This is a genomic window from Nocardia sp. NPDC005825, assembly GCF_040630175.1.
Classification (GTDB): domain Bacteria; phylum Actinomycetota; class Actinomycetes; order Mycobacteriales; family Mycobacteriaceae; genus Nocardia.
In genome coordinates this window covers 692,830-718,426 of record NZ_JBEXXC010000002.1, presented here as the reverse complement: position 1 = coordinate 718,426, position 25,597 = coordinate 692,830, and the positions used below count along the sequence as shown (strand labels likewise).

At 69.5% G+C, this 25,597-nt stretch carries 22 protein-coding genes; 7 read left to right on the top strand and 15 right to left on the bottom strand.

Annotation, left to right across the window (positions count from 1 at the left end):
* Positions 1-21: 21 nt before the first annotated feature.
* Complete coding sequence (locus tag ABZ382_RS07985; RefSeq protein WP_357085578.1) at positions 22-1,323, bottom strand: FAD-dependent oxidoreductase; 1,302 nt, start codon at positions 1,321-1,323, stop codon at positions 22-24.
* Between the two features lie 256 nt (positions 1,324-1,579).
* On the opposite strand from ABZ382_RS07985, the gene ABZ382_RS07980 reads away from it, so the two are divergent.
* On the top strand, positions 1,580-2,404 hold the full coding sequence (locus ABZ382_RS07980; RefSeq protein ID WP_357085576.1) for a UbiA family prenyltransferase: 825 nt from the start codon (positions 1,580-1,582) through the stop codon (positions 2,402-2,404).
* A gap of 21 nt (positions 2,405-2,425) precedes the next feature.
* Here ABZ382_RS07980 and ABZ382_RS07975 read toward each other — a convergent pair whose 3' ends face one another.
* Both ABZ382_RS07975 and ABZ382_RS07970 read right to left on the bottom strand, forming a co-directional pair.
* Positions 2,426-3,094, bottom strand: coding sequence for a response regulator transcription factor (locus ABZ382_RS07975; protein WP_357085574.1), 669 nt, complete (start codon positions 3,092-3,094; stop codon positions 2,426-2,428).
* A gap of 7 nt (positions 3,095-3,101) precedes the next feature.
* Positions 3,102-4,022 (bottom strand): ATP-binding protein, encoded by a 921-nt coding sequence (locus tag ABZ382_RS07970; RefSeq protein ID WP_357085572.1) that lies wholly within the window; start codon positions 4,020-4,022, stop codon positions 3,102-3,104.
* A gap of 638 nt (positions 4,023-4,660) precedes the next feature.
* Between ABZ382_RS07970 and ABZ382_RS07965 the strand changes: the two genes are divergently transcribed.
* The 3 genes from ABZ382_RS07965 to ABZ382_RS07955 all read left to right on the top strand — a co-directional run bounded on the left by ABZ382_RS07965 (position 4,661) and on the right by ABZ382_RS07955 (position 7,653).
* Positions 4,661-5,665, top strand: a complete 1,005-nt coding sequence (locus ABZ382_RS07965) for an ABC transporter substrate-binding protein (RefSeq protein WP_357085570.1) — start codon at positions 4,661-4,663, stop codon at positions 5,663-5,665.
* Between the two features lie 22 nt (positions 5,666-5,687).
* Positions 5,688-6,653 carry a LysR family transcriptional regulator gene (locus tag ABZ382_RS07960; RefSeq protein ID WP_357085568.1) on the top strand — a complete coding sequence of 322 codons (966 nt, stop codon included), beginning with the start codon at positions 5,688-5,690 and terminating at the stop codon, positions 6,651-6,653.
* A gap of 70 nt (positions 6,654-6,723) precedes the next feature.
* On the top strand, positions 6,724-7,653 hold the full coding sequence (locus ABZ382_RS07955; RefSeq protein ID WP_357085566.1) for an alpha/beta hydrolase: 930 nt from the start codon (positions 6,724-6,726) through the stop codon (positions 7,651-7,653).
* 42 nt (positions 7,654-7,695) lie between these two features.
* On the opposite strand, the gene ABZ382_RS07950 is transcribed toward ABZ382_RS07955, so the two are convergent.
* The 5 genes from ABZ382_RS07950 to ABZ382_RS07930 all read right to left on the bottom strand — a co-directional run bounded on the left by ABZ382_RS07950 (position 7,696) and on the right by ABZ382_RS07930 (position 13,089).
* Entirely contained in the window at positions 7,696-10,434 is a 2,739-nt protein-coding gene (locus tag ABZ382_RS07950) for an AAA family ATPase (protein WP_357085564.1), read from the bottom strand.
* A gap of 34 nt (positions 10,435-10,468) precedes the next feature.
* Entirely contained in the window at positions 10,469-10,927 is a 459-nt protein-coding gene (locus ABZ382_RS07945) for a hypothetical protein (RefSeq protein ID WP_357085562.1), read from the bottom strand.
* Positions 10,928-10,942: 15 nt separating this feature from the next.
* Positions 10,943-11,587 carry a VOC family protein gene (locus tag ABZ382_RS07940; protein ID WP_357085561.1) on the bottom strand — a complete coding sequence of 215 codons (645 nt, stop codon included), beginning with the start codon at positions 11,585-11,587 and terminating at the stop codon, positions 10,943-10,945.
* 92 nt (positions 11,588-11,679) lie between these two features.
* On the bottom strand, positions 11,680-11,994 hold the full coding sequence (locus ABZ382_RS07935) for a hypothetical protein (RefSeq protein ID WP_357085559.1): 315 nt from the start codon (positions 11,992-11,994) through the stop codon (positions 11,680-11,682).
* A gap of 111 nt (positions 11,995-12,105) precedes the next feature.
* Positions 12,106-13,089: a LysR family transcriptional regulator gene (locus ABZ382_RS07930; RefSeq protein ID WP_357085557.1), complete on the bottom strand. Its 984-nt coding sequence runs from the start codon at positions 13,087-13,089 to the stop codon at positions 12,106-12,108.
* A 138-nt stretch (positions 13,090-13,227) separates the two neighbouring features.
* On the opposite strand from ABZ382_RS07930, the gene ABZ382_RS07925 reads away from it, so the two are divergent.
* The gene (locus ABZ382_RS07925; protein ID WP_357085555.1) at positions 13,228-14,028 is read left to right on the top strand and encodes an alpha/beta fold hydrolase; all 801 of its coding nucleotides are present in this window, start codon (positions 13,228-13,230) and stop codon (positions 14,026-14,028) included.
* 24 nt (positions 14,029-14,052) lie between these two features.
* Positions 14,053-14,838, top strand: a complete 786-nt coding sequence (locus ABZ382_RS07920; protein WP_357085553.1) for an oxidoreductase — start codon at positions 14,053-14,055, stop codon at positions 14,836-14,838.
* A 57-nt stretch (positions 14,839-14,895) separates the two neighbouring features.
* Here ABZ382_RS07920 and ABZ382_RS07915 read toward each other — a convergent pair whose 3' ends face one another.
* Positions 14,896-18,327 carry a protein kinase gene (locus ABZ382_RS07915; RefSeq protein WP_357085551.1) on the bottom strand — a complete coding sequence of 1,144 codons (3,432 nt, stop codon included), beginning with the start codon at positions 18,325-18,327 and terminating at the stop codon, positions 14,896-14,898.
* A 100-nt stretch (positions 18,328-18,427) separates the two neighbouring features.
* Entirely contained in the window at positions 18,428-19,876 is a 1,449-nt protein-coding gene (locus ABZ382_RS07910; protein WP_357085549.1) for an SDR family oxidoreductase, read from the bottom strand.
* Positions 19,877-19,926: 50 nt separating this feature from the next.
* Between ABZ382_RS07910 and ABZ382_RS07905 the strand changes: the two genes are divergently transcribed.
* Positions 19,927-20,787 (top strand): MerR family transcriptional regulator, encoded by an 861-nt coding sequence (locus tag ABZ382_RS07905; protein WP_357085547.1) that lies wholly within the window; start codon positions 19,927-19,929, stop codon positions 20,785-20,787.
* Here ABZ382_RS07905 and ABZ382_RS07900 read toward each other — a convergent pair.
* The 5 genes from ABZ382_RS07900 to ABZ382_RS07880 are packed head-to-tail and all read right to left on the bottom strand — an operon-like array spanning position 20,765 to position 25,593.
* Positions 20,765-21,643 (bottom strand): MerR family transcriptional regulator, encoded by an 879-nt coding sequence (locus ABZ382_RS07900; RefSeq protein ID WP_357085545.1) that lies wholly within the window; start codon positions 21,641-21,643, stop codon positions 20,765-20,767. The genes ABZ382_RS07905 and ABZ382_RS07900 overlap by 23 nt on opposite strands.
* Entirely contained in the window at positions 21,640-22,953 is a 1,314-nt protein-coding gene (locus ABZ382_RS07895; protein ID WP_357085543.1) for a class I SAM-dependent methyltransferase, read from the bottom strand. Before ABZ382_RS07895 ends, ABZ382_RS07900 begins: the two co-directional genes overlap by 4 nt.
* Positions 22,950-23,675: a DUF1365 domain-containing protein gene (locus ABZ382_RS07890; protein WP_357085541.1), complete on the bottom strand. Its 726-nt coding sequence runs from the start codon at positions 23,673-23,675 to the stop codon at positions 22,950-22,952. Before ABZ382_RS07890 ends, ABZ382_RS07895 begins: the two co-directional genes overlap by 4 nt.
* Positions 23,672-25,015, bottom strand: a complete 1,344-nt coding sequence (locus ABZ382_RS07885; protein ID WP_357085539.1) for an FAD-dependent oxidoreductase — start codon at positions 25,013-25,015, stop codon at positions 23,672-23,674. Before ABZ382_RS07885 ends, ABZ382_RS07890 begins: the two co-directional genes overlap by 4 nt.
* Entirely contained in the window at positions 25,003-25,593 is a 591-nt protein-coding gene (locus ABZ382_RS07880; protein WP_357085537.1) for a lipocalin family protein, read from the bottom strand. The genes ABZ382_RS07885 and ABZ382_RS07880 overlap by 13 nt, the downstream gene beginning before the upstream one ends.
* Between the last annotated feature and the right edge of the window lie 4 nt (positions 25,594-25,597).

The following is a 25,597-nucleotide window of genomic DNA, read 5'->3' as shown; positions in this document are numbered from 1 at the left end:
ACAAACTGTAGGTGATTCGGATCAGCGAGCGTTCTCGACGGAGAGGCTGCGTACGACCGCATCGGCGGCGGCCGCACCGGAATCGAAGCCGGACTCGTGGCTGCCCACGATGTCGATGCCCATCTTCCGCGAGTGGAAATACGAGCCGGCGAACTTCACGCGGGAATCACCGGCATTGATGGTGTGAATCTTGGACTGGAGAGCGCGCGCCTCGACCGTGAACACCGGGTGCCGATAGTCGAATTCGCGGATCATCCGCTCCGGAGCGACCTCGAACGGATAGTCGAGCGTCAGGAAGTAGTCGGTCTCACTGGTGAAGTCGTGCAACTGGTTCAGGTAATAGACGACCCAGGTGCTCATCTCGTCATTGCCGCCCGACCGCGCGTAATTCCAGCTGCGCCACTTCTCCCGGTCGGCCGGCATGCACGCGGCATCGGTGTGCAGGGCGGCGCGGGTGTGGTTGTAGCGGATCGCCGCCAGCATGCGCTGCGCCGGCGTCGGCTCGGCCAGCATGGCCAGCGCGTCATCGGCGTGCGCGGCGATGATCACCTCGTCGAAGCGCTCGGTCCCGGCCTCGGTGGAGACGAGCACGCCCTCCGCGTCCTCGGCCACCCGGTCGACGCCGGTGCCCAGCCGGAGCTGCTGACCGGCTTCGGCCAGGCGTTCCAGCGCGGCACGCACATAGTTGATGCTGCCGCCGGTCACCGTCCGCCACGGCGCGGTCCGCCCGCCCAGGCCCTCCCGGCCGTGGCCGAGGAAGAAGGCGATCACGGTGGCGGCGGGCATGTCCCAGATGCGGTCCGCGGGCACCGACCAGGCGGCGGTCGCCACCAGCACCACGAACCCGTACCGGAAGGTGTCGCTGTAGCCGTTGGCGGTCAGGTACTCGCCGAGCGGCATCTCGGCCTGCTTCCGGATGAAGTGCTTGGGCGACTCCTCGTAGAAGCGCTCGGCCTCCGCCCACAGCTGCACGAAGTCCTCGGGGTACTTCGCGCGAATCGCGGCCTCGTCCAGTTCGAAATCATCCGACACATAGCAGATTCCGGTGTCGGCATTGTTGAAACTGAAGCGGCCCGGGTGATCCTGGCCGGCTACTCCGAGATCGGCGAAGAACTTCGTGATCTTCTGGTAGTGCGGTTCGTTGTAGACGATGAATGCGGTGTCCAGCCCGAGGGTCCGGCCGGCGTCGGTCACCTCGACCGAATTGGCATGCCCACCGGCATTCGATTCCTTCTCGAATACGGTCACATCGGCGTGCCCACGCAGATGATAAGCGGCCGAGATACCTGCTATCCCAGCGCCGATCACAGCAACCTTTGCCATGCCCATCCCTTCACGGTTGATCACGATCGGGTATCACCATAAGCAGGAGGGTGGTCGGTGCAGAACGCCACAAAGGGAGCACCGAGCATGTATCCAAAGAGGCATTCGAGGCGAGACGGCAGTCTGCGAGACTGCGACCATGGCGATCCAAAGAACGACGTCTGTACGCCATTGGAAAACCGAAGCCTATCAAATAATTAACCTCGCGCGAACTATCCGCCTCTGTCTCGCGGAAGCGCGGCCATCCGTTCAATTCATGTTCGCATTACGTTTTGCCGCCGCATCGGCACTCGCCGCCCCGGCGTTCTCCTCGATACCGCTCAGCGCCTGGATCGACTACTCCTGTGCGATCACGGCGTGGTTTCTCGCAACGGTGTGCGTCTATCTGATGAACGGCATCGCCGACGGAGTAAACGATCGGATCAACGGAGTCGGGCGGCCGATCGGCCGCGGCGACCTGCACCCGGGCGACGCGGGCGCGGTCACCCAGCTGGCCGCGATCGTCGCGCTCCTGCTCGCCGTGCACGTCGGAATCGCCATGGCCGCCCTGGTTTCGGCGTTCCTCGTGCTCGGCTACCTCTACTCGACGCCCCCGATCCAGCTCAGCCGCACCTGGGGCGGCTCGAGCGCGATCGTCACCCTCGGCGGGCTGTGCACCTATCTCGCGGGAGGCGTGGCCATCCGCGCCCAGCTCACACCCGACCTGGTGGTGTTCGCGGTCGTGATGTCGTTGTGGATGGGATTGATCGGCGCGGTGGTCAAGGACTTCTCCGACGTCGCCGGTGATCGCGCGGCACAGCGGCGGGTGCTGACCCTGCTGGTCGGCGAGACGCCCCTGCGGAGGTGGGTGTCACTCGCCGCTGTCGGCGTCGCGACCGGCTTGGCGGTCGGCGCTTCCCGGCTGCCGAACCTCGAATGCCCCTGTGTCCCCATGGCGTTCGGCGCGGCGCTGGTGGTGGGCCACACGCTCACCACCAGCTATCGCGATCCACGGCCGGTGAGCCGGCGACCCTACCGCGCCTTCATGTTCACCCAGCTGACCACCAATCTCGGTGCGCTGATCAACGGCATCGCGGTGTGATCACCGCGGCGGGTACGGCGATCACTCCGATGGATACGACGCCGCCTCCGCCGGGTACGGAGCGATCAGTTTGGCCGCCGTCGCGCGATTGACCATGTCCAATCGCGAGACGGCCCCGAGCTTCCGGAAGATATTGCGCAGGTGCCGCTTCACGGTGCCCTCGGTGATACCGAGGGCATTGGCGATCTGCCGGTTGCTCAGCGCGCCCGCGACCTGTTCGACCACCTCGAGCTCCCGGTCGGTGAGCGTCTGATCCGGCTGCGGATCCCGCTCGGCGGCAACGGATCTCTTGTCCTCCTGCCACGACACGTAGACGACCATCTCGCCGCCCGCGTCAGCGGCGCGAATCGCCGACAGCAGCGTCTCCCGCTTGGCGCTCTTGTGCAGGTAGCCGGCGATGCCGTATTCGACGAGATCGCGGATCAGCGCCATGTCCTGATGCATGCTCACGATCAGCACCCGCGACTCGGGGCTGACCTTGCGCAGGGCGAGCAAGTTCTGCACGACGTCGCCCCCGGGGATCTCGACATCGAGGATCACGACCTTCGGGCGCAGGCGGGCCGCGTATTCCGCGCCCGCGTGGCCGTCGGCGGCCTGGGCCACCACGGTGATATCGCCTTCGCGGTCGAGGATCTCGCACAGCGCACCGCGCAGCATATTGTGGTCGTCGATCACCAGCACCGTAATCATCGCGCCCTCACCCCACGTCGATCAGCAGCGGGATCCACAGCGCGACGCGTGTTCCCATGCCGGGAGACGAACTGTGGGTGACCGATCCGGACAGCAACTCGGCCCGCTCCCGCATCGACTGCAACCCGTTCGCCCGCCGCGTCAGTGCCGGATCGAATCCGACCCCGTCGTCGACCACCCGGGCCCAGATCTCGTGGGGCGCTATATCGATTTCGACGGTGACCCGGGTGGCGCACGCGTGGGTGAAGACATTGCGCAGCGCCTCGCGCAGCACGAGGAACGTCTCGTCCATGATCTCGGCCGTGACCCACGACTGCGAGCCGTTGACCCGGATGTCGACCATCGGGGTCGTCCGCCCGACCGAACGCACGAAGGCCGTCAGCGCGTCCCGCAGGGAGTTTCCGCCCGCGTCGGTCCGCAAACCCGTGGTGATGGCCGACAGTTCCGCGATCGCGCCCGACAGCACGTCCACCGCGGCGTTGATTCCCGTGCAGCCCTTGGGATCTCCGGCAGCGATGATCTCCATCCGGTGCATCGCCAGGCTCAATGTGTTCCCCAGCCGGTCGTGCACCTCCCGCGCGAGCTTGCGCCGATCGGCGTCGTTGACGATGCGGATCTGGTCCAGCAGGAAGGCGTCATAGCCTTTTGCGCCGGCCTCCAGCCGAGCGAACAGGCTGCGGCTGAGCGTCGTCGCGACCGTGACGACCTGATCGCGCTCCCCCGATCCCGGCCCCAGCGCCTCGGCCACTTCGGCCATCACCAGCTCGTACATGATCATGGCCGCGCGCACCGAGCAGTCCGGACGGATTCCGCGGATACCTCGCCGCTCGGCCATTTTCACGAATCGCTCGACGGGGATCGCGGCCGCGCCCGCTTGGCCGGTCGCCAGCGACTCCGCGCACTCGTCGATGATCTGGCGCGCCTGCACGAGACATTCTTCCCAGACCGCGCTATCGGTGATCAGCGCGCTCCCAGCATGTTCCAACTCCAGGCGATAGCGATCGATCAGATACTGCCGTCGATCCTTCAAACGTGCGGCTGCAGACTCCGGCAGATTCGGCCTCATACATCAGCCCCGCCATGCTTCCCCACTTCAGCTAATCTTGCGCTATTGCTATCTCGCCGAAAAGTCCAGTGCCAACGCCATGTTTGCGCCACGATCACCATCGCCGATATCCCTCACGATTCCCACACACGAAGCACCGGGTTATCTCTCGGAGACATTCCCGAGTCAGCCAGTACTGTACCCAAGCATCCCCCGGTCATCGACCGATCCAGTAGCCCTCACCGGGCTACCGATGAGTTCGAGAATCGGGCAAAACACCTGGTCAGTTGCCCATTTCGAAGGGGTTCACACCGCGTTCACCCCAGCCCCCTCGATTTCACCGGGCACCCGGCACCGAACCCGCCCTCTCGGGGGCGCCCGGCCGACCGACAGGGTCCGCCGGGGCGCTCGTATTACGGCATCCTGAACACCGGAAAGCCGTTGCGGGAAAAGGAACATTCGCCATCCGCACGCGAGAATTGAGTAGTGGCGGATCAGGCTCCGGCCGATACGCTCAGTGCGTGTTCAGCCGCGGCAAGCTCGGAATACTCGCGATCGGTGTGGTGGCCGCACTCGGGTCGGCCGCGTGCACGGCCACCGACACCGGCGACGACGCAACAAAGGGCAATGTCACAGCTACGCTCGGGGACGCCAATCCGCAACCGATAGCATCGGACCCGCACCCGACGCTCCCGGTGACCGCTCACGGTTTCGACGGCACCGACGTCACGATCCGGGACGCGAGTCGCATCATCGCCGTCGACCGGTTCGGCACCCTCGCGCAGACCGTCTACGCGCTCGGCCTCGGCGGCCGGCTCGTCGGGCGCAGCATGTCCGCCAAGATCCCCGCGCTCGCCGGCCTGCCCAACGTCACCCCCGACGGCGAGTCCATGAGTGTCGAAGCCATTCTGGCCCTGAACCCGACCGTGCTGCTGACCGACGCCACGACCGCGACCCCCGCGGTGTTCGAACAACTGCGCGCCACCGGGGTGCCGATCGTCTTCTTCGACCCCGCCCGCACGGTGAACGGCACCGGCCCCCAGATCCAGGCGGTCGCCGACGCGCTGGGCGTCCACGATCAAGGCGTCGCCCTCGCCCAGCGCACGACCACCGAAATCAGCGCCGCGACCACGAATCTCCCCGCGACCGATCCGCGCGTGCGTATCGCGTTCGTCTATCTGCGCGGCACGGCCCTCACCATGCTCGCCGGCCCCGGCTCCGGCGCGGACGCGCTGATCACCGGCCTCGGCGCGGAAGACGCGGGAACCGCGGTCGGGCTGAGTGAACCCTTCGTCGCCATCACCAGCGAGGCGATGATCGCGGCCCGCCCGGACGTCCTCCTGGTCATGACCGACGGGCTCGAGTCGATCGGCGGCGCAGCGGGATTGCTCCGGCTCCCCGGTATCGCGCAAACCCCGGCCGGGCACGCGCACCGCATCGTCGACATGTCCGACAGCGTCCTGCTGAGTTTCGGCCCCAACACCGGAAGGGTGCTGGCGGCCCTGCGCCCGGCCGTGTACCGCTGACCGACCGAGATTCGGAGCTGGAATGGATCACCGCAGGCTGCACTACCTGGTCGTGGTCGCCGAGGAAGGCCAGCTCACCCGCGCGGCACACAGATTGCGGATGAGCCAATCCGCGCTGTCGAAGGTGATGCAGGGTTTGGAGAACGAGCTCGGCACCCAGCTCTTCCATCGAACTCGCCACGGCGTCGAGCTGACCGCCAGCGGAGTGGTCTTCCTCCCCCACGCCCAGCGCGCACTCGACGAACTGAATTCCGGCAGAGAAGCCGTGCGCGCCGTCCTGCAGGACGGCTACGGCACTGTGCGCGTGGGCATCGCCGACACACTGGGACTTCCCGCGGGCCTCGACGACGCGCTCGTAAAGATGCGCGACCGCCACCCCGCCTCGGTCCAGACCGTGGCCACCACCCCCGCGGAGGTGACCACGATGCTCCAGGACGGGCGGCTCGACCTCGCTCTCGTATCCGTTCCCGCCGAGCAGATGCCGGAACTGGAACTCGAACCCCTCGATATGGCACGGCTCAACCTGCTCTGCTCCGCCGATCACCGCCTGGCCCACCGACGCTCGGTTCGCATCGCCGACGTCGAGAACGAATCGTTCGCCGAGCTGTCACCGGAGTCCAGCGTTCGGCAGTGGGTCGACCGCCTCTATGCGCGCACCGGCGCCCGCCGCCGGATCTCCTTCTCCGACCTCGACGCGTTCACCGCCATCGACGCGGTGGCGAACGATCTCGCCGTGACCATCGCCCCGCACTCTCCGCTCTCCGAACGCCCCGACCTCGCCGTGATCCCACTCCGCGAGACCGAGGCGTACCTCGTGACCTACCTCGCCTGGCATCCGGACGCGCGCCTGGGAACCGCCGCCGAAATCTTCCGGGAGACACTGCGGGAATGCGCCTCCCGATGCGGCCGACCGGACCACATCTCTTCCTCTCGGCGAAGCGAATTCGATGCGGACCCCGTGTTCGCGCACGGACGCGGACCAGGGTGACCCACGGGTGCGATGGGCACTGCCGGAGCGGGACTGTTGCAGTACGGCAGTCACCGAGAGGAGCAGTTCCATGACAACCACCACGAGCACGTCGATCGAGCCGCGGTACCGCACGATCGACGGGTTGAAGATCCGCTACGCCGAGAGCGCGCCGCGCGAGAACCACGCGTTGCTGCTGAGCCCTTGGCCGGAGAGCATCCGAGCCTTCGACCAGATGTGGGGTCGCCTCGCCGAAGACGTGCATCTCGTCGCCGTCGACCTGCCCGGGTTCGGGCACTCCGAGGGCCGGGAGTCGCTGATGTCGCCGCGGGCGATGGGCGAGTTCGTCATCCGGCTCGCCGATGAGTTCGGGCTCGAGAATCCGCACGCCGTGGGCCCGGATGTCGGCACGGGCGCGCTGCTCTTCGCCGCGGCCGACCACCCCGGGCGCCTGCGCAGCATCGTCGTCGGCAGTGGCGGTGCGTCGTACCCGCTGGAGCTGGGCGGCATTCTCAACGACTGGGTGGTCGCACCGGACGTCGAGGGCTTCCGCGCGGTCGACCCGCGGATGATCGTCGAGGGCGCGGTCAGCGGCATCGAGCGCTACCGGCTGCCCGAGGATGTCCGGGAGGACTACCTGAGCTCCTACGACGGCGACCGGTTCGTGAAGTCGATGGCTTATGTCCGCGCCTATCCGACCGAGCTGCCGATCCTCGGCGAGTTGCTCGGGCAGATTCAAACCCCGGTCCAGATCATCAGCGGATTGTGGGACTGGGCTGTGCCGCCGAGCAATCACCGGTACCTGGATCAGCGGCTGCCCAAGAGCAAGCTGGACCTCATCGACGCCGGGCATTTCACCTGGGAGGACGCGCCGGACGTGTACGCCGACCTCGTGACGTCCTGGTGGCGCACGGGGCGCACAGGCGTGAGAGGACGGCCCGCGGGCGCTCGGACCACCGCTTCACCCCGAGCGTCGGTGTCGGTCCGGGGCAATTCCCTTGTCCGGGTGATTGTTTCGTGACGCCCGCAGTGGACCGGACCCGAATATGGATCCGGTCCACTGTCATCGACGAGTGAGGAGTGCGCCGCCGAGTTCACGCCGGGAACCGATGCCCAGCTTCCCGAACACCTTGCGCAGATGCCACTCGACGGTTCGCGCGCTGATGTAGAGCTCGGCCCCGATCTCCGGGTTGGTCTTGCCGTCGCGGGCCATGCGGGCGATCTGCTCCTCCTGCGGGGTGAGCTCGTCGACGGTGTCCACGGTGCGTTTGCGGACCTTCTCACCGGTGGCCAGCAGTTCGTGGCGAGTGCGTTCGGCGAACCCGTCCGCACCCATCGCGACGAACTCCTCGAACGCGGCCTTCAGCTGGTCACGGGCGTCGGCACGGCGACGCTCGCGGCGCAGCCACTCGCCGTACAGCAGCCGGGCGCGGGCCAGTTCGAAACGCAATCGGGTGTGCCCCAGCCGTTCCACGGCCTCCGCGTAGTCCTCCTCGCGACCGCCGACCAGCGCTCGTGACCGTGCGAGAAGTCCTGCTGCCCAGTCGGAATCGGGCACGGCGGCATAGCCGGCGAGCCGATCCAGCGCGCTCCGCGCCAGCTCGCGACGGTCGCTGCGAGCCGCGGCCTCGACCAGATCCGGGAGCGCCTGCGCGGTGAACGGCCCGAGATTCCCGCCGGCGGCGCGCTCCGCTGCTGCCGTCGCCTCGGCGTAATGCCCGAGCCCCAGGTGCAGCAGCGCCGTGGCACGCTGGGTGATCTGCTGCCCGAGTCCCTCCCCGCGGGCCGTGGCCTCGGCGGCGGCCGCCTCGAACACGGGGATCGCCTCGGAGGCATCGCCTCGATAGGCGAGCAGGAACAGGTCGCCGTACGAGGCGCGACGAGTGCCGGTGACCTCCTTGACGGTTTGCTCCTCCAGGCCGAGCTCGCGCGCCCGGTCGATGTCGCCGCGCCACAACGCGATCACGCGGCTCGCGTTGAGGGCGACCGCCAGTGGCGCGAGGGCGCCCGCGGCTCGCGACAGGCGAACGTGCCTGCCGCTGGCCATGTCCCAGGCTTCGAAATCCCACAGCGCCAGTGCGGCGTTCGCGACCAGAATGCCGCCGCGCAGGTATGTCTCGACCGGGAACTCGGGGTCGAGAAACGCGGTGACCGCGCTGCGCAGCATCGGGTGGGCGGTCGACGCGCCGTCGGTGACCAGCCGGGACAGACCCTCGATGAGATCATCGCCCGCCTCCGGGCCGGCCGGGTCGCGCGGTGCTGCGCACGCCGCCTTGGCGACCTCCTCCAGGCCGCCACCCGGATCCGCGAATGCGCCGGCCACCAGCGCCGCACCCCAGGCGTCGAGGTAGGTCTGCCGGGCCAACCGAATGTCGAGCGGTTCGAGCCGGCGGGCGGCGCGCAGCAGCGCCACCGGCGCCTCGCGGCCCGACCTGGCCGCGCGCTCGGCCAGCCCGCGCAACAGCTCGGCGCGGGCGGATTGCAGATCGTCGACCGCCGCGGCCTCGGCTTCGGCGAGCAGGGTGAGCGCGGCCTCGAACGACCCGGCATCCAGATGGGCCCGCGCCGCCGCCAAGGCTCGCTCCGCGCGGGGGCCGCGTTCGGCGGTCAGCGCCACCGACCGTTGCAACAGCGCGGCCCCGGCCGCCGCACCGCCCCGGATCTCGACGCGGGCCGCCGCCCGCTCCAGCGCGGCGGCGACCGCCTCGTCCGGTCCGACGGTCGCCGCGGCCCGGTGCCAGACGCGACGTTCGGCATCGGCGTGCTCGTCGGTCGCGTCGGCCAGCGCCAGATGCGCGGTGCGGCGTTCCTGCGCCGATCCGGCCGCATAGGCCGCCCATCGAATCAACGGATGCCGGAACCTGATCAGCGCGCCGATCTCGATGAACTGTTCCTGCTCGGCCGGCTCGGCGGCATCGGCCCCCAGGCCCAGCGACTGCGCGGCCCGCCACAGTAGGGTGGCGTCACCGGTCGGGTCGGCCGCCGCGAGCAGCAGCAACAGGCGGGTCGCCTCCGGAAGGCCGCGGATCCGACGCAGATACAGGTCCTCGAGCTCACCGACCCGGATACTCGGCAACGCGAATCCACCCATCAACCCGGCACGGCCGCCCCGGGACAACTCGACCAGCGCGAGCGGATTGCCGCGGGTCTCGGCGATGACGCGATCGCGCACGAGCTCGTCGATCCGGCCCGGCAACAACGATGCGAGCAGTGTTCGAGCGTCCTTGTCCGCCAAGCCGTTCAGAGTCAGCGTGGGCATCCCGGCCAGTGCCTTCGGTGCGGCGGGTTCGCGGACCGCGAAAACCATCAGCACCGACTCCGCGACGAGCCGCCGGGCGACGAAACCCAGAATCTGACCGGAGGTCTCGTCGAGCCACTGCGCGTCGTCGATCAGGCACACCAGCGGTTGCGCCGCGGCCGCCTCGGCGAGCAGGCCCAGCACGGCCAGACCGGTCACGAACTTGTCGGGTGCGGGTCCAGCGGTGTGCCCGAACGCCACTCGCAGAGCTTGGGACTGGGGCTCGGGCAGTGCGGACGCCAGCTCCAGCAGTGGCGCGCAGAGCTGGTGGAGGGCGGCGAACGGCAACTCCAGCTCGGATTCGATCCCGGCGATCCGGTCCACGCGACACCCGGAGGCGGTGTCGGCCAGGTAGCCGAGCAAGGTCGTCTTGCCCATTCCGGCCTCGCCGCGCAGCACCAGCGCCCGGCTCTCGCCGGTACGGATCGCGCGCACCGCGCGGTCCAGTTCGTCCAGTTCGCGCTCGCGCCCGCGGGGGGCGGTCGTCGGCCCTACAGTCGCCACATCGGCAACAGTAGGGCCGACGTCCGGGCTGACGCTACCGTCCGGCACGAGTCGCGTTCCGCTCCTCTATCGCCTTGACAGAGCTCCGGAATGCCTTCGGCAGCACGCCGCGTCCGACCGTGCCGAGGACGGCCCCCAGCAGCAGCCCCCGCAGGTTCTTGCCCTCCCGGACCACCGTGTAGTCGATGTCGGTGGTTCCGTCCGGGCGTGGGGTCAGGTCGTAGGTGTGCCCCGAATGACGGCCCCACGCATTGGATTCGGTGGTGGTGAGCACCACGTGCGCCGGGTTGGACCAGTCGTAGTGCAGCCGTTCCCAGGCGCCGCCGGAGCCTTCGGTCACGTCGGCGTAGTCCCGGCCCTCATCGTGGACCCGCAGCTGGTCGTCGGCGCTGTTGCCGAACAGCTCGGCCCGGCCGGGCCCGAAGTCGGTGAGACCCGCGATGAACTGCTGGGGTGTCACGGTGGTGGTCGCGTGCAGGTGCTGGGTAGTCATGTCGGTGTTGTCCTTTCACTCGGGGAGTTGGTCTCCGTGGGCTTCGGCGACCATGTACGCCGCGTACCACTCGGGCCATTTCTCGTCGTACTGCCCGCCGTTGCGGGCTTCGTGCTGACCGTGGGCGAGGGAGGCTCGGATGAGGGCCGCGGTCAGATCCGCGACCGACGCGTACTCGGTCGTGGTGGTCGCTACGCGTCCGGCGAACCGGCTGGTGACTTCTTGCAGCAGGTACCGGTTGCCGTCCGGGTCCCGGAATGTCGCGAACGAGCCGTAGCTGGCGTGGGCGTCCGCGGGTCCGGCCAGCCGAGCCTCCGAGCCCAGGTAGCCGAACTGCGCTCCGGGAGCGCCCGGATGGAAGACGTCGCTCACCTCGGCGCCCAGCGAGACGAGGGCGTCGTGTGCGGCCTGGATGTCGGAGACCACCAGATAGATGCCCTCGGCGGTGCCCGGGGTCTGCGCATTCACTTTGGCGCCGAACTGGATCGACGCGGGCGACCCGGGCGGCGTGAACTGCACGACCCGGAAGCTCCCGTCCGCGGATCCGAAGTCGGCGTCGAGCCGCCAACCCAGGTCCAGATAGAACTTCTTGGATTTGTCGACGTCCGAGACCGGGATCGTCACGGCCTCGAGCTTGAGATCCACCTTCGTGGTGTTCATGGTTTCCTCCTTGCTTCGGCGGCGACATCGCCGCGTCTGTCCTGACTTTCGCGCGCCTGCGAATCGATCGCACCAGGCAGGGACCCTGGTCCCTACCCGGCGAGGAACTCGTCGACGAGTCCCGCGAATTGCGGCGGGTACTGGAACAGGAAGCCGTGCGCCGCGTCGGGGAAGATCCGCAGGCGCGCGTCGGGCAGGATCACTTCCCGGTGTTCGGCGAGCTGGTCAACCAGGACGGGGTCCCAATTGTCGAGGGTGCCGCGGAAGTGCTGCAGGAACACCAGCGGGGGCCGATCGATCGCCGCGTGGCCGAATCGGCGGTAGGCGTAGCGGACTCCGTTGGCGGCCTCGATCGACAGGATCGGCGCGGTGAGCTGCGTGAGCTGGTGGTTTTCGGTGACGGTCATCGACATTGCTCCGTTCGGATGCGGTGGAGAGTTCGTCTGCCGATACCCACCATCGTCCGCCCGCGGTCCCTTGGCACCAGGGTGCGCCCCTGGTGTGCGCCCTGGCCGGTGTCAACCGAGCGCGAAGCCCGGGCCGGTGCTCTCCTGATCATCTGCCGGGACCCACGGCCGCGCGTGATCGGGCAATGGGATCCGCCAGCTCAGCTCGTCCGCGGTGCGCTCCGCGGTCGCGAGGAAGTCGCGGACGGCGCGGGTATTCGGCTCGTCCCGCCAGGCGATCGACCACGGGTAATAGGGCTGGATGTCAGCGGGGCGGTGGATGGCGATGCCAGCGTCGGCGTATCGCGTTGCGTAACTGGAGAATTCGAACAGATAGCCGCCCGCGGGAGCGCGGCGCCAGGCGGCCAGGCAGTTTCCGAAGGTGCCGGGATTGCCCAGCCAGTGCAGGGTGAGGTCGGTGTGGGCTTCGAAGGCGCGCAGGTATTGGCCGTGGGCGTTGAACAGGCCGGAGCCGGGCGGATCGCCGAACGCGTCGAGGCGGCGGTCGTGCAGGGATGCCGTGCCGGAGTCGACGTCCGCGCCGGGGCGGTCGACGAGGTACATCGGTTCGAGCCGCAGTGGCCGGTGTGACCAGCCGGTGGGGCGCTGGGCGACCATCGCCGCGGTGACGCGCAGGATGGCCACGTCGAGCCGGTTGTCGAGCAGGGCGTCGAGTTGACGGATGCTGTCGAGCGACGTTTCGACCAGCCGGACCTGGGGATGGCGGGCGCTGAAGGCGTCGGCGACCACGCGGCTGGTCTGCAATTCGAAAATGTGCGCGATGCGAACGAGATCGGTGTCGACCGGCGGCCGGCAGATGCGTTCGGCGAGGACCAGCAGATCCTGCGCGTCCACCAGGACCTTGCGGCCGTGTCTGGTCAGCGTGACGTGCCGGGAATCGCGTTCGAGCAACGTGAACCCGAGCTGATCCTCGAGCCTGCGGATCTGTTTCGACAGGGCCGGCTGGCTGATGTAGAGGCGGGCGGCGGCGCGACCGAAGTGCAGTTCGTCGGCCACGGCGACGAAGTAGCGGAGCGAGCGCAGATCCAGATCCATCGAAGCATCCACTCTGTCGGCTCGAACCGACGTCGCGTCCAAGGATGCCATATCGGTTATCGATCCGGGCCGAACCGGTCTTGGACGGTGACCGCCGGGCGGTGCTTGACTACGTGCACTGACGCTTGGGAGGAATCCATGCCGACACCGTCCCGCCCCGTTCTCTTCATTCACGGCCTGTGGCTGCACGCGAGCAGCTGGCAGCCGTGGATCGAATACTTCCGCGCCGCCGGGTACGACCCGATCGCACCCGGCTGGCCCAACGAACCCGACACCGTCGACGCCGCCCGCAAGGACCCGGATGCGGTGGCGGACATCAGCATCGAGCAGGCGACGGCCCATTTCCGTTCCGTCATCGACGATCTGGGCGCCCCGCCGATCATCATCGGGCACTCCTTCGGCGGACTGATCACCGAGAAGCTGCTCGGCGAGGGCCGGGGCGCCGCCGGCGTCGCCATCGATCCCGCGCAGATGAAGGGCGTGCTCCCGCTGCCCCTCGCACAACTGCGCGCCGGACTGCCCGCGCTGGGCAATCCCGCCAACCTGCATCGCGCGATCAGCCTGACCGCCAAGGAATTCCGATTCGGTTTCGGCAATGCGCTGACCGAGGAGGAATCCAACGAGCTGTACGAGCGCTGGACCATCCCCTCACCGGCACGCCCGCTGTTTCAGGCCGCCTCGGCGAATTTCGTCCTGCATTCCGAGGCGGCGGTGAACACCGCGAACTCCGATCGTGGCCCGCTGCTGCTGATCTCCGGGCTCGAGGACCACACGGTTCCCGACGTGGTGACGCGGTCGAGTCTGAAGCAGTACCGTGATTCCACCGCGGTCACCGAGTTGCGGCAGTTCCAGGGCCGAGGGCATTCGCTGACCGTGGACAGCGGGTGGCGCGACGTCGCGGACGCGGTCCTCGAATGGTTGTCCGGTCACGGTCTCTAACAGTCGTTCTGGATGGGAGCCGATATGAATCTGGGAATCGATGGCGCGCTGGCGGTGGTCACCGGCGCGGGCCGCGGTATCGGGCTGGCCGTGACCACGGCGCTGCTCGAGCAAGGAGCACGGGTGGTCGCCGGGTCCCGGTCGACCACCGAGGGTCTGCGAAAACTGCTCGACACCGGACGGCTGCACGTCGTCGAGGTCGACCTGTCCACGGCGGCCGGAGCCCGGGAACTGGGCGCCGCGGCAGCGGATCTCGGGTCGGTCGACATCCTGGTCAACAATGTGGGTGCGGTCACGCCCCGGCTGGACGGCTTTCTCGCGATCACCGACGAGCAATGGCTCGCGACCCTGACCCTCGATCTGATGTCGGCGGTGCGGGCCACCCGCGCGGTGCTGCCCGGCATGCTCGCCGCGCGGCGCGGTTCGATCGTCACGGTGAGCTCGGTGAACGCCACGCTGGCCGACCCCGGCGTCATGGACTACAGCGCCGCCAAGGCCGCCCTGACCAACTTCAGCAAATCGCTGTCCAAAGAGGTTGGGCCACAGGGCATCCGAGTGAACACGGTCAGCCCCGGCCCCGTCGCCACCGACCTGTGGCTGGGGGCCGAGGGCGTCGCCGCCGCCGTGGCCGCGTCCAACGGCGGCAGCGCCACGGCGGTCGCGGATTCCGTGGCCGCGCAGTCGGTCACCGGGCGCTTCACGCGGCCGGACGAGATCGCGGACCTGGTGTTGTTCCTGGCCAGCCCGCGCGCGGCCAATATCACCGGCACCGACGTCGTCATCGACGGCGGTCTCATCACGACCACCTGACCGCCGGGCCGGTTTCGACGGTCGACCGCTGCGCGCCGACCCGAGGCCGGGCCCTGGTCAACCGCTCGGGACGGTCCGCTCGAATTCCGCCAGCACCTGACGCAGGAACAGGCGCACCGATTCCGGGGTGGATACCGTTGCACCGGTGAGTGTTTCGATGACCGGGCGCAGTTGCGGGCCGGCGTCGACCACCAGGCGGACCAGTCCGAGTTCGGCGGCGCGGGTCAAGGCCGGGGCGAGCTGCTGTGCCGCCTGTGCCGAGCGGCCGGCGGCGGCCAGGCAACACCCGTACAGCAATTCGGCGTTCAGCAGCGCGTGGGGGCGATCCTGTGCGCGGATTCCGTTCACCATCTGCTCGGCGCGGCGACAGGCCTGCTCGGCCGCCGCGTCGGTCCCTTCGGCCAGCAGGAGCCGGATGGCCGAATCATGGGACAGCTCAGCGGTGATCGCGGCGCGGGCATCCGGCTGTGGCACATACGGCGCGAGGCGCTGCAGCCGGTCACGGTCCTCATCGGAGATCGGCAGCCCCAGGCGGACACGCTCGTTGAGCACCCGCGCCGCGAGCCGATCCAGGGCCAGATTCGTCGCGAGTTCGGCGCCCTGGTCCAAACGCTCACACACCGCGTCGAGATCTCCGCGGACGGCGGCCAACCGCGCGCCCGTTCCGCAGCTGGCGGTGAGGAACTCGATCGCGCCGGCCTCGAGGGTCGACCCGGCCGACAGCAGCTCCCGCGCCTCCACGAATTGTCCCTTCTCGTACAGCAATTCGCCCAGCAGGGCGCTGGCCAGCCGGGTCACGTACGACTCGGCCCCGGAGGAGAGAGCAAAGCGCAGGGCCGTCCGGTAGGCAGTTTCGGCCGCGGCGATATCGAGCTGCTCATACGCGGCGCTCCCGGCAATGCAATCGCAGTACACCGGCCCGAACGGCCCGCGCGCCCGATCCCGGATCGGTTCGATCCATCGATACCAGCGCCGCACGTCCGGGTAGTCGAAACGGTAGAGCGCGGACACCATCGCCACCACGGCGAGCGCGTGCGCCAGGAACGGGCGCACCGAATCGCGCACCTGCGCGAGCAACTCCTCCGGAACGGTGACCGGCCGGTCCGTGATCAACTCGGTGGCGGCGTGCGCCAGCCGCACCTCGAAGGCGACCTCGGCCGACCGGTCTTCGGCCCCCGGCTCGGCGGCCAAGGCCATATCGACGCGGTCGAGGGCGGCGAGCGCCGCGGGGGCGCGCTGCACGGCGATATTCGCCCAGGCGATGTGGAGCTGCAGACGCGGGTCCGCGGTGATCAGCGCGCTCGGCAACTTCGCCACCAGCCCCAGGAAAGTCGCCATTCGTGACTGTTCCATCAGCAGTTCCGCGTGATCGGCCACCACCGCGACCGCGAACTCGGGCGCTCCCGCCGCGAGCGCGTGATCGACTGCCTCGATGAGCATGTCGTGCGCGGCGAACCACTCCGCCGCTTTCCGGTGCAGTTCCTCGAGCAGCCCCGGTTGCAGGCGGGTCAGGCGATCGTGCAGGAAATCCGCGAACAGCCGGTCGTAACGGAACCATCGGAGATCATCGTCGATGCCGCGCAGGAACAGATCCCGCTGGCGCACCCGCTCGAGCATGTCCTGACCGGACCCGACCCCGGTCAACGCGACCGCCAAGTCCGCGTTGACCCGCTCCGGCACCGAGGTGCGCAAGACGAAATCGAGCAGATCGGGCTCGAGTCCGTCGATCACGTTCTCGATCAGATACTCGCCGATGGCATAGTGCCGCCCGGAGATCTGGTCAATGTACGCGCCCGGATCGTCGCGCCCGCGCAGTGACAGCGACGCCAGTTGCAGTGCGGCCGCCCACCCTTCGGTCGACTCGCGCAGCCGGCCGACTTCGGCATCCGAGAGGCACAGTTCGCCGAGATTCGACAGGAACGCCGCGGTTTCCTTTTCGTCGAATCGCAGATCCGATTCATCGATCTCGACCAGTTCGTCATGAACGCGCAGGCGCCCCAACGGAAGTCCGGTGCGACTGCGGCTGGTCACGACCACGATCAGGTGGTGACAGCCGTGATCGAGCAGGAATTCCATCGCGGCCACGGTGGCCGGGCTCGTCACCCGATGCCAATCGTCGATGATCAGCGCGACCGATTCACCACTGCTGTGCAGCTCGTCGATGAGCGTGGTCATCACGTGCCGCGCGGCATCGGTGCCGTATTGCTCGAGTTGACGCTCCAGATCCGTTGCCACGCCGGGATGTACGGAACGGATGGCGTCGATCACGTGCGAGAGGAACCACACCACGTTGTCGTCGTCGGTGTCGACGCCGAGCCAGGCGGTCCGCACGCCGTCCGCGGCGAGCAGGTCGACCACCTGTCCGGCCAGCGTGCTCTTGCCGAAGCCGGCGGGTCCGTGAATGAGCGTCAGGCGCCGCGTGCGGCCCGCTCGCAGGCGTCCGAGCAAGCGCTCGCGCGGAATCGGCGCGCGCGGCGAGCTCGGGGGCCGGTAACGCGTGGACGGCGTAGGAGACGTCCGGACCGATCGGGGCGCCGCGACCGGATCGGGTGCGGCGGCGACGGCCTCCGTCGCCGGTAGCGCGCCCTCGGCCGGCAGGGCCATCGAATCCACCGCGAGCCGGGACGAGAATTGGATGTTGCGCAGTCGATCACCGAATTCGTGCGCGTCGGCGGGCCGATCCTCCGGATTGTGCGCCATCGCCGATTCGAGCGCCGAGCACAGCGGTGCGGGGACTCCCCCGCGACGCAGATCGGGCACCGGTTCGGAGGTGATCCGCAGGAACTGCGCGACCATCGACTCGCCTTGGCGGCGTTGGAAGGCAGCGTGCCCGGTGAGCAGGCAGAACAGTGTCGCGGCCAGCCCGTAGACGTCGGCGGCCACCGTCGGTTCCGCGCCGCGCAGGACCTCGGGGGCGGTGAAGGCCGGAGTCCCCGCGATCATCCCGGTGCCGGTCTCGAACGCGCCGGCCACCCGGGCGATACCGAAATCGCTGAGCTGCGGTTCCCCGTAGTCGGAGAGCAGGATGTTCGCGGGATTGACGTCGCGGTGCACGATGCCGTGGGTGTGCGCGGCCGCCAGCGCCCCGGCCATCTTGACCCCGACCGACAACACCTCCTGCCACGGCATCGGCCCCCGGTCCCGGATCCGGGCCTGCAGCGAACCGAACCGATGGAACGGCATCACCAGGTAGGGGCGGCCGGAGACGGTGATATCGGCGGAGAGCACCTGCACGATGTGGGGGTGCCCGCCGAACCGGGCGAGGGCTCGCTGCTCGCGCAGAAAACGCGTTCGCTCGTCCGCGCCGGTCGTGGCGTCGAGCACCTTCACCGCGACCAACCGGTCCAGGGCCTCCTCGACACAGCGATACACGACGCCGAATCCGCCGCGGCCGATCTCCTGGGCGTCGTCGAGCCCCGCTGCGGCCAGTTCCTCGGCCACACCGATCCGCATATCGCGTTGCGTGCCCCCGGCCTCCGTGTCCCGCATGGCTCACACCGCCGTGACAGGGCTCTGCGAAGGGCTCTCCACGCGAGAACCGGCCCCGACACCTCGATCGTAACGCCGCGCTCGCCCGCGGCGGTGACGCTCAGCGTGTTCGCCGTGCCGCTCCGGTGATATTGCGGACCATGCCGCCGAAGATCAGGGCGTGGAACGGGGCGATGGCATGCCAGTAGAGGTGACCGGCGAGGCCGTGGGGTTCGAACAGGGCGCGCTGGCGGTAGTGCGCGCCGCCTCCGGAGGCCGGGGAGACCGACAGTTCCAGCCAGGCGCGGCCGGGGACCCGCATCTCCGCGCGGAGCAGGATCCGGTGGTCGCGCTCGAGGCGTTCGACCCGCCACCAATCCAGGGCGTCACCTTCACGCAGCCGGTGGGGATGGCGGCGGCCTCGGCGCAGGCCGGCGCCGCCCATCAGGCGGTCGATCCAGCCGCGCAGCGCCCAGGCCGGTGGGAAGGAGTACCAGCCGTTGGCGCCGCCGATCGCCTCCAGCACCGACCACACCGCTTCCGGGGTGGCGGACGTATCCTGTTCTCGCACATCGCAATACATCGAGCCGCCGGACCATTCGGGGTCGGTGGGCAGCGGGTTGGCCGGAGCGTGGGGCGGATTCGCGTCCGACCAGCGGGTGGGCACGTCCAGAGCTCGGACCCGCTGCAGGGCGAGGGCCACCGCGCGGCGATACGGCGTCGGCCCGCCCGGCGGGTCGGCGATGACCGTGGCGATCCGGTGGTCGGCGCAGATCACGTCGTTGACCAGTGATTCCATCAGCGGCACCGCGATCGCGCGCGGCACCGGGGTCACCAGGTTCACCCACTGGGCCGACAGCCAGGGTGTGAGAACCGGGACCGGCACGATCAGCCGGCGGGGTAGCTCGGCGACGGCGGCGTAGCCGCGCATCATGCCGAGATAGGTGAGTACGTCGGGGCCGCCGATGTCGAACGCGTCGTTCACGTCGTCCGGTAGGCCCGCGGCGGCGACGAGGTAGTAGAGCACGTCGCGCACCGCGATGGGCTGGATGCGGTTGCGCACCCAGCGCGGAGTCACCATCACCGGCAGCCGTTCGGTGAGGTAGCGCAGCATCTCGAAACTCGCGGAGCCCGAACCGATGATGACGGCGGCCCGCAGCACCACCGTGGGCGTCGTCGCCCGCACCAGGATCTCGCCGACCTCGGCGCGCGACGCGAGATGGCGTGAGAGTTCCTGATCGGCGGGCGTGATGCCGCCCAGGTAGACGATCCGCCGCAGTCCCGCACGGTCGGCCGCCGCGGCGACCGTGCGGGCCGCTTCCCGATCGACATGCTCGAAATCGGTGCGCGCCAAGGAATGCACCAGGTAGTAGAGGACGTCCTGCCCGGCCAGGGCGCCGCGGACGTCGTCGGGTCGGGTCACGTCGCCGCGCACCACGTCCACCCGATCGCGCCAGGGCACATCGTCGAGTTTTCCGACGTCGCGGGCGAGGACGCGCACACTGTGCCCGGCCGCCAGCAGTTCCGGCACCAGGCGGCCACCGATATAGCCGGTGGCTCCGAACACCACACACCGCACCGTAATCACTCCTTCCGATCATGAACAGGCACAATCAAGGCATGTCGCAGCGCCCGATATCCGCCCCCGAACAGACCGGTTTCTCGGTCCGCGCGGCGGCCGAACGGCTCGGCATCCCGACCGCGACCCTGCGCAGCTGGAACCGCCGCTACGGCATCGGCCCCGCCCAGGATCGACCCGGCCGCCACCGGCTCTACACCGAAGGCGATATCGCGCTGCTGACGCGGATGGTCGATCTGATCCGCGCCGGATCCACGCCCGCGGGCGCGGCGGCGGCCGCCCGCGGTTCCGCCCTGTCGCATGGTGATGCGGCCGCGCTGGTGTCGGCGGCCTTCGATCTCGACACCGACGTGGTCTGCGACCTGGTCGAGAAGCATCTGCGCATGTACGGGGTGATCGACACCTGGGATGGATTGTGCCGTCCGGCTTTCGCGAACATCGTCGGCCGCCAGCTCGCGGGCGAGGGCTGCGTCGATGTGGAACATCTGCTGTCGTGGGGCATCGTCGCGGCCCTGCACCGGACCGTGCCGCCCGCCACCGCCCGCCTGTCCGCACCGCTGATCCTCGCCTGCACCGGCGGTGAAACCCATTCCCTGCCATTGGAAGTGCTGCGCGCCGCGCTCGCCGAACGAGAGGTGGGAGCGCGCATGCTCGGGCCGGATGTCCCGACCGCGGCCCTGGCCGACACGCTGGCCCGCGTCCCGGCGCCCGCCACGGTGGTGCTGTGGTCGCAGCAAGAGGCGACGGCCCTCACCTCCGCGATCCGCGCCTGTGCCGACGCCCAGGCAATGGTCTATGTGGGCGGTCCCGGCTGGGACACCCTCATCCTGCCCGATTCCGCGCGGCGGCTCGCCGACCTCACCGAAGCGGTCGAACAGCTCAGCGCGTCCGCGGCGCGGTAAGCGCATCGAGCGCCTCCTCCAACGAGCGCAATCGCGAGACGCCGGTCTCGCTGCCGATGTGTTCCCAGCCCGGCCCGGCGACGAACACCGACCCGGCCCCGGCGGCGGCCACCCGGAGCGATTCGAGCGACGCGGTGCCCGGCGATTGCGACCACAGCACGACCGCTCCCGGGCGGTCCCGCCGGGACAGCGCGCGCTCGAGAGCCTGCGGCGGAACCGCCGCACCGAGCAGGAGCGCCGCGGTTCCGCCTTCGGCCAAGGCCGCGCGCAGGACTTCGAGTGGCAGCACATGCTGCTCTCCGGCGGTGCAGGCCAACACGATTCGCGGTTCCCCCGCCGCGTCCGCCACCGCCGGAACCGCCCGGTGCAGGCTCGTCGTGGACGCCCAGGACAGCAGGTGCTCGACCTCGATATAGCCTTCGCCGCGGCGCTGGCGATCGACGATCTCCGCGAAGGCGGGGCGGCACAACAGATTCCAGGTGTCGCCCACCCCGTGATGGGCCACATGGGCCGACAGCAGCGTCAGCAACCGGGCGACGTCCATGCCCTCCGCCGCGGCCAGCACCGGCCTGACATCGCCGCGGCGCGGGGCGGGTTCGGCGACGGCCCGAGCGGCCCGCGCGGCACTGCCGGGACTCGCGCCGGCCCGCACCAACTCGACCATGCGGGTGACCATCGCCAGGTCCGTCGAGGTGTAGGACCGGTGCTCGCCGGGCCGATGCCGCTGCGGGCCGATGCCGTACCGCCGATTCCAGCTGCGCAGGGTCGCCACGGGCACACCCACCCGCCGCGCGACCGCGCCCACGGTGAACTCGGCCACCGCGCCCGGCTGCGTCCCGCCCGGCCCGGATGTCACGTCCGCACCGCACCGCGCTGCCCGGCGGGATCGGCAGCGGTGCGCTCGCACAGCACGAGGTGCACGACATCGAGGTAGTCCGAACGGAATCCGGCCTCGGAGTACGCCAGGTACAACCGCCACATCCGTTGGAAGACCTCGTCGAATCCCAGCTCGGCGACGTGGTCGGCGGCGGCGGTGAATCGATCCAGCCACAGCCGCAGCGTGTGCTCGTAGTGGTGGCCCAGACTGCGGCGATGCGTGATCCGCAGGCCGGTGTGCGCCGAAAGGAGCTGGGCCAGCAGGGTTTCCGAGGGCAGGAATCCGCCCGGGAAGATGTACTCCTGGATCCAGGTGTGCGTTCGCCGCGCGGCCCGCAGGCGGTCGTGCGGCATGGTGATGACCTGCAGGGCGATGCGCCCGCCGGGTGCGAGCACCCGTTCGAGGGTGGCCAGGTAGCCGGGCAGGTAGTCGTATCCGACCGCCTCGATCATCTCCACCGAGACGACGGCGTCGTAGCGCCCGTCGACGCGACGGTAGTCGAGCAGCTCGATCGATACCCGGTCGGTCAGCCCGGCGGCCGCGATCCGCTGCCGGGCGTGACGCTGTTGCTCGGAGGACAGGGTGAGCGACCGGACCGTCGCGCCCCTGCGGGCCGCCCGCAACGCCAATTCGCCCCAGCCGGTGCCGATTTCGAGTACGGCGCTGCCCGGCCCGACCTCGGCGTCGTCCAGCAGCCGATCGATCTTGCGATGCTGCGCCGCGGCGAGATCGTCCCAGGTCGGCGCTGGTTCCAGGCGTTCGAACAGCGCCGCCGAATAGGTCCGGGTCTGGTCCAGGAAGGCCGCGAAGAAGTCGTTGGACAGGTCGTAATGGTGCGCGGCGTTGCGGCGGGCGCCGGCGGCGGTCGCCCTGGTGGCCCGCGGGTGTCGCGGGAGCAGCAGCGGCCGGAACATCTGCAGCGGCCGGGGTACCAGGGCGCGGATGTCGGCGGCCAGCACGGTCAGCACCGCGGGCAGATCCGGGGCGCTCCACTCACCGGCCATGTAGGCCTCCCCGAACCCGATGAGACCGGAGACCGCGATCCGCCGGGCGAAGGCGTCGGGATCGTGGAGCACCAGCCGGGGCGCGGCGGGATCGTCGAGCGCGCCGCCCCACAAGTCGCCACCGGGCAGCTCGATCCGCAGCGGAAGGCGTTGCGCCGCACGCTCGAACAGGGCCAGGACGACCGGGCGGCCGAGTGCGGACCGCACCCCGATCGGCACCGGCGGCGGTGCGATTCGGTGCGCGCCGGAGACGATGGGCGGCGGCGCGAACGAGGATCGTCTCATGTCAGAACCTCCCGGGAGACAGCCGACGGGCGGGGAGTGATGGGCAGGCCCCGGCGCCACAGCCGCAGGCCTTGCCAGCGGATGAGGGCGGTCACCCGCAGCGTTTCGAGCGGGTGCGCCGCCAGCACCCGAGTCAGGTTGCGCCGGTTCGCGGGAACCACCGGCCCGCTGACGGTCCCGGCGAATACGGCGCGACCGTCGGTTCCTTCCAGCGTGATCGCCACCCGGACCCGATCCGTGGGTTCCGGAGCCCGCAGCCGGTACCGGCCGGCGGCCGGAGTGAACGGGGACACGGGGAACTCCTTGGCCACCATCGCTTCCGGCCGCGCGGGCACCAGGTAGCGGTGCCGCTGGCCGTAGGTGTTGTGGACCTCGGCGATCACCCAGCGCAGCGTGCCGGTCGCGTCCTGGCACCAGTAGACGGTGAGGGGATTGAAGACGTATCCGAGTACTCGGGCGTTGGCGAGCATGAGGATGCGTCCGTCACCCGGTTCGATCCCGGCGGCGGCCAGGAAGTCGATCACGTTCGCGCGCAGGGTGGCATCGGGGTCGCCGAGGTGGTCGCGAGCCCGGAAGCTCGCGAACCACCGCCACGGCCACGACAGTGCGGGCAGCTCGTCCAGGTCGACCAGCCAGCTGTAACTGCGATAGGTGAACGCGTGCCGCACCGGTTCCAGTCGCGTGTGGTGAATGACGGTGCGCACCAGCCGCGCCCGGGTCATGACGGCTCCCGGATGACGGAAGCCGCGGTCGCCGGGCTCGCGTGCCACCGGCCGCCGATTCGTTCGGCGGCGCGCAGGCCCGACAGCGCGCCGTCCTCGTGGAATCCCCAGCCGTGGTAGGCCCCGGCGAAAGCCACGGTGTGGTCCCCGATTTCGGTGAGTCGGCGGCGCGCGATCATGGATTCGGGTGTGTACTGAGGGTGTTCGTAGTCCATGGTCGCGAGCACGGTCTCGGGCGCCACCCGGCCGTCGTCGCCGAGGGTGGCCAGGAACCGCCGATCACCTGGACCGTCGGGCAGGCGTTGCAGCCGGGTCAGGTCGTAGCTGACCTGGACCCGCTCCGGGGTGGCCGTGCAGTGCGGCAGGCGATAGTTCCAGGAGGCGCGCGCACCGGACCGCCGGGGCAGCACCGAATCATCGGTGTGCAGCAGCACTCGATTGACCGTATAGGGCAGCCCTGCGAGGATGTGCGACTCGGCGATGGTCGGCGAATCCAGCAGGCGCAGTGCCTGTTCCGGGTGGGTGGCGATGACCGCGGCGTCGAAGAACTCCACCTCGTCGGCGTCGTCGCGCACACCGACCGTGTGCGCGCCACGGTGCACCGAACGGACCGGAACCCCGGCGCGCACCTCGTGCAGGCGGGCGGCCACGGCCCGCACATAGCTCGCCGATCCGCCGGTGACGGTGCGCCAGGTCGGCGATCCGAACACGGTGAGCATGCCGTGATGGTCGAGGAAGGTGAACAGATAGCGGGCGGGGTAGCGCAAGGCGAGCCGTGGCGGACAGGACCAGACCGCCGCCACCAGCGGCACCATGAAATGGGCCGTGAAGTAGGGCGTGAAGGCACAGTCCGCGAGGAACTCGCCCAGGGTGCGCGGTTCGTCGGTGCCGGTGGCCAATTCAGCCCGCGCCAGCCGGTGGAAGCGGATGATCTCACCGAGCATGCGCAGATAGGGCCGCCGCAGCAGGGCGGCGGGTTCCGGGATCAGTCCGCGCGGCCCCTTCGCGCCGGCGTACTCCAGGCCACAGCCGTCGCAGCGCACCGACATCGACATGTCGGATTCCTGGGTGCGCACGCCCAGTTCGCCGAACAACCGCAGCAACGTGGGGTAGGTGCGGTCGTTGTGCACGATGAACCCCGAGTCCACGCCGAGGTCATCGCCGGAGCCGTCCGCGCGCCCGGGCAACCGATGGGTGTGGGCATGGCCACCGAGCCGCGAATCCGCCTCGTACAGCACCACTTCGCAGTCGCGGGCCAGCACCCAGGCGGCGGTGAGGCCGGACACTCCGCTGCCGATCACCGCGACGCGGCGGCGCGCCGCCCCGGTCAGCGCGCGCACAGCGGCTCGATTCGGTCGAAACCGCCGGTGACCGGCGAGGTCAGGAACAGACAGGGATCCATGCCGGCGGCGTCGATGCCCGCGCGGATGGCGCTCCACTGCCCGGCGTCGGGTACGGGCACGCGGGAGAGCACGAAACCGGCTGTGCGGCCGGGGTTCACGACGACCGACCAGCGGTAGTCGGGATCCAAGGCGGTGACGATGTAGTTGGTCGCCGGATCGGATTCGCCGCGGAAGCTCACTCCCAGTTGCGCATTGGTGGCCGGATCGGTGATGCGCGCGGTGCCGGTGATCTCGTCGCGGGTGCCGAGCCAGGTGGTGCAGGAGTTCCGCACGATCAGCCCGTCCGGCGTGGGGGTGTAGTCGGCCTGGGTGTCGCGCGCGCAGGCCAGGTTGAACGGCTGTGGGATCGCCGCGAGCTGCAGCCAGGTTCCGGTGTACCGGGACACCTCCAGCGTCGGCACCGGCGCCGGAGGTGCGGCGGCGGCCCGGGTGGCGAGCGGCCAGCAGGCGGGCAGGATCGCGGCCACGGCCGCGGCGCGCAGCCATCGGCGGCCGCGCAATGGACTGGTGTGCATGGTT